Source organism: Desulfitobacterium sp. PCE1, assembly GCF_000384015.1.
In the GTDB taxonomy this organism is placed as follows: domain Bacteria; phylum Bacillota; class Desulfitobacteriia; order Desulfitobacteriales; family Desulfitobacteriaceae; genus Desulfitobacterium; species Desulfitobacterium dehalogenans.
The window spans coordinates 4,050,654-4,066,657 of record NZ_KB913023.1 but is presented as its reverse complement, the minus strand read 5'-3'; the positions used below and the strand labels follow the sequence as shown (position 1 = coordinate 4,066,657).

Genomic DNA, 16,004 nt, shown 5'->3' with positions numbered 1-16,004 from the left:
GCTTACCTGCTCGCTTAGAATCCGTTCTCTGCCTTAAAGCAAAATCCTTGGGCTGTCTTTCGGGCTTGAGCGGTGGATGTTGGATAAACTACCTGATCCAGACGAACCCGGGAAAGGGTCGAAAAAAGACCCGTAAGTGTAGCTTACGCACAAGAGCGAACGGATTTAGTGCAGGGGCGGTCAGGTCAGCGAAGCTTTCTTAACGAAGCGGAGCCATGGTTCACATCAGGTATTAACCAAAGGTTTGGTGGAGCTGTTAAGAAAGCGAGTTGACCAGCCCCGTAGCTATAGAGTGAGCGATGTGCGTAAAGCTACGCGACCCGAGCAAACGCTTTTTCATCATCTGCCGGTGTCGCCAGCGGCATAAAAGGCCATCTAAATTCAAGGGCTATCCATAATATCGGAAGGATGTCCCCCAGAACGGTGAGTCAGGACCATGAACTGACAAAGGAAAGGAAGAGTGCAGATGAAAAAAATGACCGTCATACTTTGCAGCGCAATGGTTATCGCCTTTCTTTTTTTCGGTCATTTAAGTGAACTCTCCCCAACTCAAAAGCAGCCCTATAAAGTAGGAGTCCTGGTAGCTAATGATTTAAGACTGGTGAAAGTAGAAGCCTTAAAACTCAGGCTTAAGGAGATGGGTTTAATCGAAGGGGAGAACATAGTTTTTCATATAGAAAATGCTAAAAACGATCTCTCCGATCTTCCTGCTTTAGGGAAGGAACTATTGATGGAAGAGCCCGATGTCCTGGTGGCCTCGGGAGCGGTTGAGGCACTGAGCTTAAAAGAGCTCACCTCAGCTCAAGAATTTCCTACGCCGGTGGTCTTCATGGGAACCCTTTCCCCAAGTGTAATTGGATTGGTGGAAGACACCCTTCGGCCTGGAAATCATTTAACGGGTTTAAACAATTACCATTATGAATTAACTCCTAAGCGCCTTGAGCTATTGCACCGCCTTCTGCCCGAGATAAAAAAAGTGGCGATCCTAGGGGATACACGTGTACCCTTTTTTCAACAGACCCAAGAGAGTTTGCAGCAGGCTTCGCAAAAAATGGGACTTGAGCTGAGTACCTATACCCTAACCAACGCAGAGGGGATTCAAGATGTCTTTCGCAGAATCCAAGAGGCTGAGGAAGAGGGCATCGTTCTTTTGCCGGGGTTCTTCCTGGAAAGCTATACCGAGGAAATCGTCCAATACGCTATGGCTTTTAAGATTCCCGTCTTTGGGGTCTATCCTCAGGATACCATAGATGGCTGTCTGGCTTCTTACGGTACCTCCAATTGGAGTCAGGGTGCCCAATCCGCCAATATGGTCTATAAAGTTCTCCAAGGGCAAAATCCCCGGGTGATTCCGGTGGAGACACCGGACCGGATTGTTTTCTCCGTCAACCTCAAAACCGCCGATAAGCTGGGAATAACTCCTTCCCAGGCAGTATTGAGCCTTGCCGATGAGGTGGTTTATGATGAGTGAGAGAAGATCCCCTTGGTGGATGCGGATTAAAGTCCGGGTTTTGGTTTTTGGAGTGCTCATGTCGGCAGTGCCCTTGATCGTTTTCGGGTTGGCAAGCTTTATTGCGGCTCAGGCTTATCTGGAAAAAAGCATCCAGGAACAAAACTATGAACGGGCTACCCTTTTAGCCGGGCAGATCCAAGACTTTATTCAGAATAACGCCGATAGCCTAATCCTAGTGACCTCCACCAACGCCCCGGAATTGGCGGGGCCGGACCCACTGGCCAGAGAAACCGTGCTGGGGACCATGCTCCGTGAGACACCCTACCTGGAGAGTTTGCTGGTGGCAGACACTCAGGCTCAGGTTCTTGGGAAGGTTTCCCGGCGAGAAGTGGACTATCCGGTGCAGGAGGGGGAAACTTTCCCCCACCCGGGATTCTTTGCCCCGGAGAGCTATTCGATCAGCGAAGTATTCTTCTCAGTGGACGGCCGGCCTCAGGTGTATTTGACAGTGAATATCATTGATCCTCAGACCCGCAAGAATCTGGGCTATCTCCAGGCCAAGACGGATCTGAAGGCTCTCTTCAATAAATTTACCAGCACTCCAATCGGTCAGGGTGGGATCATTTATCTTACCGATGGGAAAGGAAAGCTGATTGGTCATCCGGATTTTAGTCGGGTACTAAGCCGGGAAGATGTGACCCAAAATCCCAGCGTCCGCAATTTCTTGACCGGGAAACGCCCTGACCTGGCCGGGAATGAGTATCGCAACGCCGACGGTGTTCCTGTCCTCGGGTTGTATGCTTCTGTAGGCAATCCCTCATGGGGGGTATTTATTGAGCAGCCGGTGCATGAAGCCTATGAACCGATTGCCCAGTTTGCCTTTCGGGTCATGGGGATCATGTTTGTCATTATCTTGGGTGTGACCCTGATCAGTATTTATTTTGGTTTGAAGCTGACGAAGCCCATTGAGAATTTGGAAGCGGGAGTACGGCGGATTATTTCTACGGAGGACCTGCAGGCCGAAGTGACTCAGGAAAGTGATGATGAAATTGGCCGGCTGGTTCAAGCCTTTAATAATCTTTTGCGCCGGCTCTCCGATAAGACGGCCAATCTGCAGGCGGAGCAGGAGCTTTTGGAAACGGTGGTCCATGGGATTGGGGCAGGGATGGCCCTTTTGGATCAGGAAAAACGACTTATCTGGTGGAATTCCATTTTCTCCGATTGGTTTGGTTTAGAAGATAGAAACCTTAAAGAACTGCCTTATGAAGCCCTTCTGCGAGGAGAGGGACCAGAATCTGTCTATGGAGAAAATGGCAAAGTGCTGGCTTTGGAAGTACAGGGGGACAAGCGTTATCTTCGCCATTCTTATTACCGGCTTAGCTCTGGAAATCCGGAAAATGCCGCTTATTTGCTCCTTCTGGAAGATGTGACCCAGCAGGTAGAGATGGAAGCCCGGGTCATTCAGACGGAGAAAATGGCGACGGTTGGACTGTTAGCCTCCGGAGTGGCTCATGAGATTAACAATCCCTTGGCCATTGTTTCCGCCCATAATGAGGATTTACTGGATCGGCTTCAAGAGGAAAGCGAGCTGCCCAGTAAGGCTGAGATTCAAGGAATACTGGGTATCATTGCCAAGCAGATTGACCGCTGCAAACAGGTGACCAGCAGGCTTCTGCGCTTTGCCCGACCAGGCAGGCATAATCTGGATGTGATGGATGCCAATAAGGCCATCGAGCAGACCGTGGATTTACTGGCATACCGCCTCAAACAAAAAAGAATGGTGTTTATCAAAGAAAGTGAACCCGGTCTCTGGGTGGATGGTGATGAAAACGAATGGCAGCAGGTGGTGCTCAATATCTTAACCAATGCCATCGATGCCTCCGGGGAGGGAAGCCAGATCCTGGTACGGGCTCAACGCGTCAAAGGCCACTCTGCCTCGGAAGGGGCATTGTTCATAAGCAGAGGTGATGAGATACAGGTTGAGGTAGTGGATCAAGGCCATGGGATTCCGCCTCAGTACCTTAAGAAGGTGTTTGATCCCTTCTTTACCACCAAACCCCCGGGTCAGGGTACGGGTCTGGGGCTTTTTGTCAGCTATGGTATAGTGCAAAAAATGAGGGGAAAGCTTTTCGTTGAGAGTACCGAAGGGAAAGGGACAACGGTTCGCATTAATCTTCCCTATCAGGAAATGGGGGATAGGCCATGAATAGTCATCAAAGCATCTTGATTTTAGATGATGAAGAGGATTTGCGTTCGATTCTCGCCCAGCGTTTAGGGCGGCGGGGATATGAGATTTCGGAGGCGGGAACGGCTCAGGAAGGCATGGCTTTGCTCCAAGAGAACATTTTTGAGGCAGTCCTTTTGGATATTCGCCTGCCCGATGGGGATGGGCTTCAGCTCTTACAGGAAATGAAAAAACGTCAGCCGGACCTTCAGGTGATTATGCTCACCGGCCATGGCACCCTGGAATCAGCCATTGAAGCCATGAAAGCGGGAGCCTATGATTACTTGACTAAGCCCTGCAATCTCTCAGAGCTGGAGATTACTCTGCAGAAGGCTTTAGAGCAGAGAAAGCTTATGCTAGAGAATACGGGACTGCGGCAGGTGGTTCACCGGCAAAATGCCGAACCCTTGATTGTTGGTGATAGTGAAATAATGCAATCCCTTAAGGAAATGACTCGGAAGATCGCTCAGACGGATACTCCTGTTCTTATACAAGGGGAGAGCGGGACGGGAAAGGAGTTGTTTGCGAGGGCTCTCCATGTCTGGGGCCCCCGCAGGGCTCAAGCCTATATTCCCTTGAACGCGGGAGCAGTCCATGAAACCTTGATGGAAAGTGAGCTTTTTGGTCATGAAAAGGGAGCCTTTACAGGAGCCAATGCGGTTAAGCTGGGGTTGGTGGAGATGGCTGACCAAGGCACCCTTTTCTTGGATGAGATCGGGGAGATGCCCTTGAATCTACAGGTTAAACTTCTGCGCTTTATGGAGACCGGGGAGTTTCGGCGGGTGGGGGATAACCGCTTAAGGCGGGTCAATGTCCGCATTGTCACCGCCACCAACCGCAATCTTCTGGAGGAGGTGGAGGCCGGGCGCTTTCGCAAGGACCTCTACTACCGCTTAAGCGGCATGGTCTTGCATATTCCGCCGTTAAGAGAGCGGAAAGGGGACATCCTCCAGTTGGCAGAACATTTCCTCAGGGTAAGGCTTAAGGGACAACTTCATTTGGCCCTGGGGACACAGGAAGCTTTGTTGGCCTATGATTTTCCAGGCAATGTTCGGGAATTGGCTCATCTCATTGAGCGGGGGATGATTTTGGCTGAAGGTGATGTCATCCACCCCGGAGATCTTTGGCCGGACCATGGGGAAGGAGGAGGCAGTGTTCAGGCAGCCATTCCGGTGCCGGATGAAGGAACAGTAATGGACGAAAAAGACCTCAAAACAAGAAATGAGGAGAATCAAAGTGAGAGCTTAGAAGGATACGCCACTCTCGCAGAGATAGAGAAGAACTATATCCTTGCCACTCTGAAAAAGGTGGATGGGAATAAAGTACGGGCAGCCAGACTTCTCAGCATCAGTGTCCGGAATCTCTATCGGAAGCTGGAGAAGTATAGCTGATCAGGATATAAAATGAGACAGGGAATAGTTCCCTTGTCTCATTTTTTTAATTATCCATAGGTCTTTATAGTAAATTCTACAAAAAGGTGAGAACAACCCCTTTTTCTCTTAACGGTGTGATTTGACTCACGCTGAGCAAGAGGGATTTTCAGTACGATTGCCTTATGTTGCATTACCTGCACTTTATTCGCTCCATTCAATGCTTCACTATGAAAGGAGGGAATTGAGTTGGATCTTATGGATAGTGCCCAAATCCTTGAAAATGGTCAAAAGAAAAGTAAACTCATTAACTATCTGGTTAAATTTAAAGGGCATAAAAGAATCACGCCTCTTGTCTCCCCTGCTCCCTTAGACATTCTCATTACCTTATTTGGCACTATGTTAGGCATCTCATTCTTAAGCATCTTACTGTTTATCTACGACATGCCGATGTTAGCTGCTTCCCTGGGAGCTTCAGCGGTATTAGTCTATGGAGTTCCTGATGCCCCGCTGTCTCAACCACGTAATGTCATTTTAGGGCATACATTTTCGGCAAGTATAGGCGTATTAATCTATCAAATTTTTGGAATGACATGGTGGTCGGTTGCCTTAGGTACCACTCTTGCTTTACTGGTCATGTTGTTAACGAAAACGACTCATCCGCCGGGTGGAGCAACGGCAATGCTTGCCGTCCTTAATGGTGCTGGCCCGACGTTTATTGTCGCCCCAATGATCTCGGGTAGTATAGTATTGGTTTTGATTGCAGTAGTAGTAAATAATTTATCACCTAATCGAAATTACCCGCGCTATTGGTACTAAGTTAGAGGTGGGGTGTTATTGTGTTTACAAAGATTCTTGTCCCAACGGATGGATCGGAATATTCCCGTAGGGCATTGTTAGTAGCCTTAGAGATAGGCAAAAAGTTTAATGCGGAGGTTATACTGCTCAATGTGCTGATGACCCCTGAGGCACTCGGGTATCTCCTCACCGAGGATGCAACCGTAGTGCAACAGCAATATAATCCTAATGGCGAGGCCACATTAGCTGCTACAACTAAAGATGTGGATCTTGAAGGAGTAAGGCTGACTTGCAGACTAAAACCTGGCTATCCTGCCTTAGTGATATTAGAGGAGATTGTAAGTGAAGATATCGATCTGGTTGTAATGGGTTATCGTGGGTATACTTCGCTGGCCGGAACATTCATGGGGAGCGTAAGCCAAAAGGTTCTAGCCAAAACATCACGGCCAGTGCTGCTTATTAAGTAAGGTTTCGTCTACAATGAGAGAAAATAGAGAACTATTTTATATTTGGTCTAAATTCTTTCGCTCCGGGTAAGTATATCCTTAGAGGTGAACGTTATGAGGAGATGGAAGGGTTTAACTGCAATTTTTATTATTGGGATAACTTTCTTCGGGATCAGGGCCTTAATGCTCAATGCTCAAGAAGAGAGTAAAAATACCTATGCCCAAGAAGAATTAAGCAGTAAGACCATTGAAGATTTCCCCAGTCCTATTAAGGGGAAACCCTTGCGTGTAGCTGGGGAATATTATTCTGAAGAATTAGGGACCACCCTTTTTCATTCGGGAACAGATTATGCTCAAGCTGAGGGAGCTGTTATTCGGGTTAAGCATGCCGGGAGAGTAACTTATGCTGGACCTGATCCATTCCTTGGTCATAAAGTTGAAGTGGATTGCGGTGAGGATTGGGGTGTCATCTATGGCGGGTTAAAAAATCTGCGTGTTAAAGAAGGGGATTGGGTGGAGGTCGATCAGGCTATCGGGCAGATTGGCTATTATCCGGATATCTTCGGGGATATAGAGCAGACTCATCTTCACTACGAGGTCTGGCATGGGGATCTGGTGCAGGTTCCCTAAAAACACAGATACAGGACAACCGGACTTAGCGGCGAATGCGTTTAATTTAAAAAAAAGGGGGACAGTTGCTGGTTCCAAATGGAGCCGCGACTGTCCCCCTTTTTTTTATGATAGGGAGTTGGTATCCACCCAATCTTTAGCCTCGGATACGGAATCTTCTGTGGGAATGGCTACCTTGGATTCGGACTTCAACTCTTTGATATCAGCCCGCCAGGCGGCAGTATCATGCCGTTCAACAGGATTAGCCATGAACTTCTCTTTGGATTTATTTTCAGTCATTAGTAAAGCCTCCTTGATTTAGTACTGCATTTCAGCCATGCGCTTAAGGGTCTGATATTTATCCTGAGCATGTTCTTCCGCCACTTTGAACATTTCGTCGGCAATTTCGGGAAAGACGGTTTTAAGTGATGAGTAGCGGATTTCTCCGTTAATGAACTCCTGGAAGGAGCCTTTGGGTTCTTTGGAATCCAGAATAAAGGGGTTCTTTCCTTGCTCCTTGAGACGGGGGTCATGACGCCACAAGTGCCAGTAACCGGCATCTACGGCTTTCTTCATTTGTGCCATACTGGTACCCATACCTGTCTTAATTCCGTGGTTGATACAGGAAGCGTAGGCAATGATGATGGAAGGTCCTTTATAACTTTCAGCCTCGGCAATGGCTTTCAAGGTGTGATTCATATTGGCGCCCATGGCGATTTGCGCTACATAGATATAGCCATAGGTGGTGGAGATCAGGCCCAGGTCCTTTTTGCGAACTTTCTTTCCGCCAGCGGCGAACTTGGCAATGGCCGCAGTTTGGGTTGCCTTGGAGGACTGACCTCCTGTATTGGAGTAGACCTCTGTATCAAAGACGAAGATATTAATGTCATCGCCGCTGGCCAGGACATGATCCACCCCATTGTAACCGATATCATAGGCAAAACCGTCGCCGCCGAAGATCCATACGGAGGGTTTAACCAGATAATCTTTTCTGGAAATAATTTCCTGCAGTAGTGGATTGCCCGAAATATCCTCTTTTTTGAGGACTTCCAGAACCCGTGCGCTGGCCTTCTTGGACCCTTCACCCTCATTGAAGTTATCCAGCCAGTCCTGGAAAGCCTCCTTCATTTCTCCACCGATCCCGTTTTCGATTAACTGGTTCATCAGCTGAGCCAGTTTCTCCCGTATTTGTTTGGAGCCGAGATAAATACCATAACCGAATTGAGCATTGTCCTCGAAGAGAGGATTCATCCAAGCCGGTCCTTTGCCATCTGCATTGACGGTATAAGGTACCGACGGGGCACTGCCACCCCAGATAGAGGAACAACCGGTGGCATTGGCTATAATCATGCGGTCCCCATAAAGTTGGGTAATGAGGCGGGCATAAGGCGTTTCACCGCAGCCGGGGCATGCACCGTTGAATTCCAGAAGAGGTCTTGCCAACTGGCTGCCAAAGAGAGTCTTTACATCCAGAAGATCCCGCTTTTCGGTGACGGTCATAGCAAATTCCCAATTTTCGGCTTCCATTTCGATTTCATGATCCGCGGGTTCCATCACCAGTGCTTTACCCGGTGCAGGGCAGATATCGGCGCAGTTGCCGCAGCCGGTACAATCCAGTGGAGAGACTTGAATCCGGTAATGATAGCCTTCCAGTTTTTTGCTATTAGGTTTCTTTGTTTTAAAGGTATCCGGTGCTTTGGCTGATTCCTGGTCGTCCAGCAGGAAGGCACGTATGGTGGCATGGGGGCAGACATAGGCACATTGATTACATTGGATACATTTATCAATCTGCCACTCAGGCACATAAACCGCAATTCCCCGCTTTTCATATTTGGTGGTTCCTAAGGGGAAGGTGCCGTCTTCCATGCCCACAAAAGCGCTGGTGGGCAGCTCGTCACCTTCATGGCGAGCCATACGGCGTTGAATATTTTTAACGAAATCCGGCTCCTCTTTGATAGGCATAGTCTCATCGGGAACATCGGCCCAGGCTGAGGGGACATTAACCTTAATAAGGGATTCAATTCCCTTGTCCACGGCTTTTTCGTTCATGTCTACAATCTTGGCGCCTTTTTTGCCGTAGACCTTATGGATGGAGTCTTTTAAGTAGCGAATGGCATCGTCAATGGGGATGACATTAGCCAGTTTAAAGAAGGCAGCCTGCATGACCATGTTGATTCGTCCGCCCAGGCCAATTTCACCGGCGATGGATATAGCGTCAATGAGGTAGAATTTAATATCGTTTTTAGCAATAAAGCGTTTTAGATAAGCAGGCAGGTGATCTTCCACTTCCTCGGGGGTCCAGGGGCAGTTCAAGACAAAGGTGCCGCCTTTTTTCAGACCTTTAAGGATGTCGTAGTTATAAATGAAGGATTTATTGTGACAAGCAACATAGTCAGCATCAAAAACCAGGTAAGAGGATTTTATAGGCTGCTTACCGAAGCGCAAGTGAGAAATGGTGGTGCCGCCGGATTTTTTGCTGTCATATTCAAAGTAACCTTGCACATTCAGATCCGTATTGTCTCCAATAATTTTAATGGCGCTCTTATTAGCTCCGACCGTCCCATCGGAGCCCAATCCCCAGAACTTGCAGCGGATGGTTCCTTCTGGAGAAGCATCAATTATTTCTTCTTCAGGTAAAGAGGTGTTGCTTACATCATCGATGATTCCGATGGTAAAGCGGTCTTTGGGTTGGGCTTGATTGAGGTTTTTAAAGACGGCTAAGATCTGGGAGGGAGTCGTGTCCTTGGAACCTAAGCCATAGCGGCCGCCAACGATAACGGGGCGAGTCGCTTCATGGTTAAACATTTGAATAATATCCAGATAGAGAGGCTCGCCGGTAGAGCCGGGTTCCTTGGTACGGTCCAGGACAGCAATTTTTTTCACGGATTTGGGCAGGACATTGAAGAAGTACTTGGAGCAGAAGGGGCGGTAGAGATGGACTTTAATCAGTCCCAATTTTTCTCCTCTTTGGGTCAGGAAGTCGATGGTCTCTTCGATGGTATTGCATACGGAGCCCATAGCCACGATAATGTTTTCCGCATTAGGATCACCATAATATTGGAAAGGATGGTATTCCCGTCCGGTAATTTTCTTGAATTCTTTAAAATAGTCTTCAATGATATCGGGAACTGCTGCATAGAACGGATTGGATACTTCCCGTCCTTGGAAATAAATATCCGGGTTTTGTGCTGTACCTCTCAAGACCGGATGATTAGGATTAAGAGCATTATCCCGGAATTGCTGAATCTTTTCGTAATCCACCAATTGTGCAATTTCTTCATAGGGAGTCACTTCGATCTTTTGCACTTCGTGGGAGGTTCTAAATCCATCAAAGAAGTGAAGATGAGGAATCCGTGATTTGATCGCTGAGAGATGAGCTATGTAAGCCATATCCATGGCTTCTTGTACATCATTGGAACAAAGCAGAGCAAAGCCTGTTTGGCGGCAGGCATTAATATCGGAGTGGTCGCCAAAGATAGACAGAGCATGGGTGGCTAACCCCCGGGCACTGACATGAAAGACAGCGGGCACCAGGTTTCCGGCCATTTTATACATTTCGGGGATCATCAGGAGCAGGCCCTGAGAAGCTGTATAGGTTGTGGTTAGGGCTCCTGCTTGAAGAGAACCATGCACCGCTGCTGCGGCTCCCGCCTCGGATTCCATCTCAACCACTTTGACAGGCTGATCAAAGATATTTTTGTTATTGTGGGCAGACCATTCATCCACCGCTTCAGCCATGGGAGAGGAAGGTGTAATGGGGAAGATGGTCGCCACCTCAGTCAAAGCATAGGACGCTTCGGCTGCAGCTTGATTTGCATCCATCGTTTTCATTTTCTTTGCCACGTGAGAACCTCCTTTAAAACAATGAGCATTTGGATATAGGTTTAGTATTCGTTATTGGGAGACTCTCATACATTCTTTCTGCAATTTTGCTTGAATTGATCAATACCGAGTTTCCAGACCATAAAAAACAAAACCGTTTCAAGCCTGACGGCATAGAAACGGTTTTGGTCTACAGCCCGGATTAAATTGAACATCATTTAGGAGTCCGAAATTCGGGAGGTTACTCTATAAATAGTCTTAGCAAGAGGGCTGAATTTTTTAACGCACGAACAGACGATTAGAAAGGCCGAAGCCCTCGTTACCGAAACCGAAGGCACCAGTATTAACGAAACCACGATCAACAACAACGTTACGTGTTATCGGCTGAACAAAATGTTGAGGAACATCAATAATATTCTGGCGATTGATAGTTACGACCGGATGAATAACAGGGACTGCTCTAGGGGTACAAAAATCCCTTACGCAGAATTGTGGTGGGCAACAAATTGGTTTAACGCAGCCATGCATTGCGAAACACCTCCTTTTTATATTACAGTGTATGATATGAAAACGAATTTGGTAATGTTTTACAGTATTTTTGAAAAAAATCTTATTTTGACTTATACAGCATTTACCAATCGAAAGACATCTCTCGAGGATGTCTTTTTTGATTTTAAGTGCATATAAATGTATAAAATTTCGGTGCAAAAAGGAGGGGCTCAGAGTGCAAGAATATATCCGCAAACGGGTACTCGATATCGGGAATTATATAATGGAATCGAGCGCCACGGTGAGACAGACAGCTGATATCTTCGGAGTGAGTAAATCCACTGTCCATAAGGATGTCACGGAGAGGCTACCCCTGATCAATGAGAAGCTGGCCATGGAGGTTAAGCAAATACTTGAAAGCAATAAAGCTGAACGGCATATTCGAGGGGGCGAAGCCACTCGGAAAAAATATCAGGAGAACTAAAGGGTTAGGTTTATTTGTATAAATGTTCGGGAACGATAAAGGAAGAATTTTTTTCTAGATAAACAGGGGAAATAATAAAGGAATTAGTATAGTTTCATCGAATAAAAGAACGTGGTATATTATGTATAATCTCCCGCAGGGGAGATTGTACTTTTCGTTTTGAGGATATATTAGGAAGGATATTCAAATTAAGCATGGAATAGAAAGCTAGTGCAGTGAATGATGAACGAAATGGACAAGCCAGAAGTGTAAGAAAGGGGTACCACTACGAATGTTTGGTATTGACTTAGGTATTGACTTAGGAACGGCCAGTGTTTTGGTCTTCGCAAAAGGAAAAGGAATTGTTCTTCATGAGCCTTCGGTTCTTGCAATCGATAAGAATACCAACAAAAAAATCGCCGTTGGGGAAGAGGCAAGGATGATGCTGGGAAGAACACCAGGAAATATTGTAGCTGTTCGGCCTATGCGGGATGGTGTCATCGCCGATTATCAAACGACAGAAATCATGCTCAAATACTTTTTGGAAAAAGCAGGGGCCCGGCGTTGGCCTTTATTTAAGACCCGGGTGGTGGTCTGTATCCCTTCTGGGGTTACCGATGTTGAAGAGCGGGCAGTAAAGCAAGCCGCCTACCAAGCCGGAGCTAAACAGGTCAAGGTCATTGAAGAACCCTATGCTGCAGCCTTGGGAGCAGGATTGGACATTTCCGGACCCACGGGTAATATGATCGTGGATATCGGTGGAGGAACATCAGATGTGGCAGTTCTTTCTCTTGAAGGGATCGTCACCAAGCGTAGCTTACGAGTAGGTGGGGATAAATTTGATGAAGCCATTATCCGCCATATTCGGCGTGAATATAACCTAATGATTGGGGAGCGGACGGCGGAAGAGGTTAAGATTGCTGTGGGTGCAGCTATTCCTGAAGGTCGCCCCGATCATGCTGAAATCGATGTGCGGGGGAGAGATTTGGTCACAGGTCTTCCTAAAACCATTAATGTCAATTCCAAAGAGTGCTACCTCGCTCTTGAAGAAAATGTGGAAGCCATTGTGGGAGCAGTGAAGGAAGTATTAGAACGGACTCCTCCCGAGCTTTCTGCTGATATCTTAAGCAAAGGGATCGTTATGACAGGAGGAGGGGCTCTGGTCTATGGGTTTGATACCCGGATTTCAAGGGAGACCGGTCTACCGGTAACTTTGGCCGATGATCCTATCTCATGTGTTGCTTTAGGAACGGGTAAGGTCTTGGATCAAAGCTTCTAGGTCGCTGACATCATTGTAGTGTAGTGAATACATAGAATTCGATTGTAGACAAGCTTTAAAGCCGAGGAAAGGGGCTATATCCGGTGCAGACCGGAAGAAGCTATTTCTCGGTTTTTTCTATAGAAATGTGAATGTTTTAGTATTCGGAGGGTTTACTTTGAGAACAGATATACTTGGAGTAAAAGTTGATCGGGACTCTATGGAGGACACCGTCCAGAAAATCCAAAAAGCAGTAGAGGCCCAGAAGACCATTCAAGTGGTTACGGCTAATCCGGAGCTGATCTATGCCACGGGAAGAGATGTTCGCCTTAAGCAACTGATTAATGGGGCTGAGATTGTTACCCCAGATGGAGTCGGTGTGGTCTGGGCGGCCAAGCGCCTGGGTCATCCGGTGGTTGAGCGGGTAACAGGGATTGACTTAGTTGAAGCCCTCTTCCCCATAGCAGCCGAGCAAGCCTGGCGGGTCTTTTTTCTGGGCAGTCGGCCCGGTGTGGCTGAAAAAGCGGCTCAAAGAGTAGCGGAAAAACATCCCGGCTTCCAGTGGCAAGCTGCTCACGGCTATTTTAGCAGTGAAGAAGAGCCGGCCCTATTGATGCAAATTCGTGAATTTAAACCGGATATTCTTCTTATCGGTTTAGGAGCACCTCGTCAGGAATTTTGGATGTTTTCCCATCTCGATTTAAGCACGGTCAGCATCGGCGTAGGCGGCAGCTTTGACGCCCTGGCTGGAATCAATAAAAGAGCTCCACGATGGATTCGAAATATCCATCTGGAATGGCTCTATCGCCTGATTAAGCAGCCCACCCGCCTGAAACGTCAACTGGTTCTCCCTCGCTTTGTTTGGAAGGTATTGCGCTCCGGTAAAGAGCAGAGGAGAACCAGAAAAGTAAGGTAGTATTCCAGAGTTTTTATTTTCCCTCACCGACTAAAAAATTGCTCCATCAGACGTACTATTGAATGGGAGGTTGAAAAATGCCTGAATGGGAATTCAAATGGTCCTGGGAGAAGATAACACTCGATCCACAGGCCAGAGAGGACTTTTTACAGGAATCTCAGCCTTTTATTCGTCATGTTTCTATTCAGACGTGTCACCGCACCTTAGAATGGGGTAGAGATGAAGAATTATCCGAGGCTTTAATCGCTTTTAATGAAGCCATAGATCATTATGAAGAAGAACGAGGCGTGCCTTTTTTAGCCTATGCTCGACTCCTGGTCAAACGTCGGCTTATTGATTATTATCGAAAGCAGCGTTTACGTGAAGCCTTGCCTATGGATCAAGATGATGTAGGGCAGGCTGTCGAAATCCATGTGGGGATTCAGGAGTTTCGTAAGCACCAACAAGATCAAGAGAGGGCGGCTGAGATTCAAGAATTTTCTTTAGCCCTGAAAAAATATGGGCTATCCTTTCAAGTCCTGGCTGAAGTGTGTCCCAAACATCGGGATAGTCGAAAAACCCTCCTCGGGGTAGCTCGAACCCTTGCACTGTCCCCGGAATTATGGCACCAAGTGGAGAGAACAGGAAAGCTCCCTATGCAAGCCCTAACGTTAAAGACACAAGTTCACCCCAAAGTGTTGGAGCGGGGGAGAAAGTATATCTTGGCAGTAGCCTTATTAATTGCTAATCAACATGACTATATCTACTTAAGGGAATATGTACTCCCGGATGAAAGGAGGGCTGAAGGATGAGTAAAAATAGGGCCGTTATACTGGAGAAAAACAAAAATTCCATTACCGTATTAACGGGAGATGGGGTTTTTCAAACCATGAAGTACAAAGGGGCTGTGGAGATCGGGCAGGAGATTCAGCTGCCGGTTCCAAGCAGAGCCCCCCTCTGGCGAATAGGTGCAAGTATTGCTGCGGTATTTCTGCTGACATTTATGGGGATTTTCGGGTGGAATGCTTTTCAGCCAAGGACTGCAGTGGCCATGATTTCTCTGGATATTAACCCTAGCCTTCAGCTCACCGTGGATCAGAAGGGAGAGGTTCTGGATCTGGAATCCCTGAATTCCGACGCAGAACAGATGATCGCCGGACTGTCCCTTAAGGGCAAGACATGGGGAGAAGCATTGAATGAAATCATTAAAAGATCGGTGGATTTGAATTATTTGAACGAAGAGGAAAGCTGGGTTGTGGTGGGATACTCATCCGTTACACCGAACAAAAAAGAGCTTTCTGCTAAACCTATTAATACTGAAGCAATAAGCAAACAGGTTCAAGAGGCCGTTCATGAGCATGGTCTTAAGCCTAGTGTAGCAGTCTATGAATTGACTTCGGAGCAAAAAAAACAAGCTCAAGAGACGGGGCTTTCCTTAGGAGAGTACGCCTTAGCGGATACTGCTCAGAAGGCTGGTATAGAGGTAGAGCCTAAGGCTTTAAAAGAAAAGGAAGAACGCACCCGTTTATTGGAAATACCGGAAATTCAAGAGCAGATGCGTAAGGATAAGCGGATTATTGAAACCATGAGCTTCTTCCTTGGTCAAGATGCCTCCCAAGGTAATATGAAGAACAGTAAGAATAAAAAGGATAAGGGGGAGGACAAGGATCGGACCGGAAAAACCAGTAAAAGTAATGGGAACAACCAGGATAGAGAGAATAACAAAAAAGAACAGTCCGGAAATGGCATAGGCAATCAAAATAGGGATAATAATTCTGGTTCCAGCTCTAAGTGGAATGGAGCGGGCAAGGCAAATGACCAAGGAGAGGACAAAGACAACAAGTTCAATAAAACCAACAGCCGAGGGACCAATGACCGGGAAAATAACAAGGATACCGACAAAGGAAAGAGTGGGGAGAAGGAAAGGGAACGCAGCTCTAATAAGAGCGAAAGCAACAGGCAGTATAAACCGGCAGATAAAGCCAATGAGAGCAATAATCAAGACATCAAGAAAAACATCAACCACAAAATGGACCAGAACTCTAAAAATAATTCCCCAAATTACTGGGGTTTTCAGAATATCTTAAGAATGACCTATGGCCAACGTACTTAAATATTAAGCTCCCTTAAGGTAGAGTTCATAAGAACTTTCCTTGGGGAGCTTTTTGCACTGTCAG

General features: G+C 47.0%; 14 protein-coding genes. 11 read left to right on the top strand and 3 right to left on the bottom strand.

All coding sequences use genetic code 11. The features are described from left to right. The first annotated feature begins 466 nt into the window (after nucleotides 1-466). From DESPCE1_RS0120025 to DESPCE1_RS0120000, 6 genes are all read left to right on the top strand, one after another. Nucleotides 467-1,471 (top strand): ABC transporter substrate-binding protein, encoded by a 1,005-nt coding sequence (locus tag DESPCE1_RS0120025; protein WP_019851496.1) that lies wholly within the window; start codon nucleotides 467-469, stop codon nucleotides 1,469-1,471. Beyond that, the gene (locus DESPCE1_RS0120020) at nucleotides 1,464-3,659 is read left to right on the top strand and encodes a PAS domain-containing sensor histidine kinase (protein ID WP_019851495.1); all 2,196 of its coding nucleotides are present in this window, start codon (nucleotides 1,464-1,466) and stop codon (nucleotides 3,657-3,659) included. The genes DESPCE1_RS0120025 and DESPCE1_RS0120020 overlap by 8 nt, the downstream gene beginning before the upstream one ends. Further along, nucleotides 3,656-5,068 carry a sigma-54 dependent transcriptional regulator gene (locus tag DESPCE1_RS0120015; RefSeq protein ID WP_019851494.1) on the top strand — a complete coding sequence of 471 codons (1,413 nt, stop codon included), beginning with the start codon at nucleotides 3,656-3,658 and terminating at the stop codon, nucleotides 5,066-5,068. Before DESPCE1_RS0120020 ends, DESPCE1_RS0120015 begins: the two co-directional genes overlap by 4 nt. A gap of 237 nt (nucleotides 5,069-5,305) precedes the next feature. Beyond that, the gene (locus tag DESPCE1_RS0120010) at nucleotides 5,306-5,866 is read left to right on the top strand and encodes an HPP family protein (RefSeq protein WP_242835444.1); all 561 of its coding nucleotides are present in this window, start codon (nucleotides 5,306-5,308) and stop codon (nucleotides 5,864-5,866) included. 20 nt (nucleotides 5,867-5,886) lie between these two features. After that, complete coding sequence (locus DESPCE1_RS0120005; RefSeq protein ID WP_019851492.1) at nucleotides 5,887-6,312, top strand: universal stress protein; 426 nt, start codon at nucleotides 5,887-5,889, stop codon at nucleotides 6,310-6,312. A gap of 93 nt (nucleotides 6,313-6,405) precedes the next feature. Beyond that, nucleotides 6,406-6,921, top strand: a complete 516-nt coding sequence (locus DESPCE1_RS0120000; protein ID WP_019851491.1) for a murein hydrolase activator EnvC — start codon at nucleotides 6,406-6,408, stop codon at nucleotides 6,919-6,921. Between the two features lie 105 nt (nucleotides 6,922-7,026). On the opposite strand, the gene DESPCE1_RS22820 is transcribed toward DESPCE1_RS0120000, so the two are convergent. The 3 genes from DESPCE1_RS22820 to DESPCE1_RS23535 form a co-directional block, all read right to left on the bottom strand. Beyond that, nucleotides 7,027-7,200: a DUF3787 domain-containing protein gene (locus DESPCE1_RS22820; protein ID WP_019851490.1), complete on the bottom strand. Its 174-nt coding sequence runs from the start codon at nucleotides 7,198-7,200 to the stop codon at nucleotides 7,027-7,029. 18 nt (nucleotides 7,201-7,218) lie between these two features. Next, a complete protein-coding gene (gene nifJ, locus DESPCE1_RS0119990; protein WP_019851489.1) occupies nucleotides 7,219-10,743 on the bottom strand; it encodes a pyruvate:ferredoxin (flavodoxin) oxidoreductase in 3,525 nt (1,174 codons plus the stop codon). 258 nt (nucleotides 10,744-11,001) lie between these two features. Next, the gene (locus tag DESPCE1_RS23535) at nucleotides 11,002-11,250 is read right to left on the bottom strand and encodes a hypothetical protein (RefSeq protein WP_014795809.1); all 249 of its coding nucleotides are present in this window, start codon (nucleotides 11,248-11,250) and stop codon (nucleotides 11,002-11,004) included. A 196-nt stretch (nucleotides 11,251-11,446) separates the two neighbouring features. Here DESPCE1_RS23535 and spoIIID point away from each other — a divergent pair, with 196 nt between their 5' ends. The 5 genes from spoIIID to DESPCE1_RS0119955 all read left to right on the top strand — a co-directional run bounded on the left by spoIIID (nucleotide 11,447) and on the right by DESPCE1_RS0119955 (nucleotide 15,940). After that, complete coding sequence (gene spoIIID, locus DESPCE1_RS0119975) at nucleotides 11,447-11,695, top strand: sporulation transcriptional regulator SpoIIID (RefSeq protein ID WP_015263764.1); 249 nt, start codon at nucleotides 11,447-11,449, stop codon at nucleotides 11,693-11,695. A 271-nt stretch (nucleotides 11,696-11,966) separates the two neighbouring features. Next, entirely contained in the window at nucleotides 11,967-12,953 is a 987-nt protein-coding gene (locus tag DESPCE1_RS0119970; protein ID WP_014795807.1) for a rod shape-determining protein, read from the top strand. A 157-nt stretch (nucleotides 12,954-13,110) separates the two neighbouring features. Next, nucleotides 13,111-13,848 carry a WecB/TagA/CpsF family glycosyltransferase gene (locus tag DESPCE1_RS0119965; protein WP_019851487.1) on the top strand — a complete coding sequence of 246 codons (738 nt, stop codon included), beginning with the start codon at nucleotides 13,111-13,113 and terminating at the stop codon, nucleotides 13,846-13,848. Nucleotides 13,849-13,925: 77 nt separating this feature from the next. Continuing rightward, nucleotides 13,926-14,639: an RNA polymerase sigma factor SigI gene (sigI, locus tag DESPCE1_RS0119960; RefSeq protein ID WP_014795805.1), complete on the top strand. Its 714-nt coding sequence runs from the start codon at nucleotides 13,926-13,928 to the stop codon at nucleotides 14,637-14,639. After that, nucleotides 14,636-15,940, top strand: coding sequence for an anti-sigma factor domain-containing protein (locus tag DESPCE1_RS0119955; protein ID WP_019851486.1), 1,305 nt, complete (start codon nucleotides 14,636-14,638; stop codon nucleotides 15,938-15,940). Before sigI ends, DESPCE1_RS0119955 begins: the two co-directional genes overlap by 4 nt. The last annotated feature ends 64 nt before the right edge of the window (nucleotides 15,941-16,004 follow it).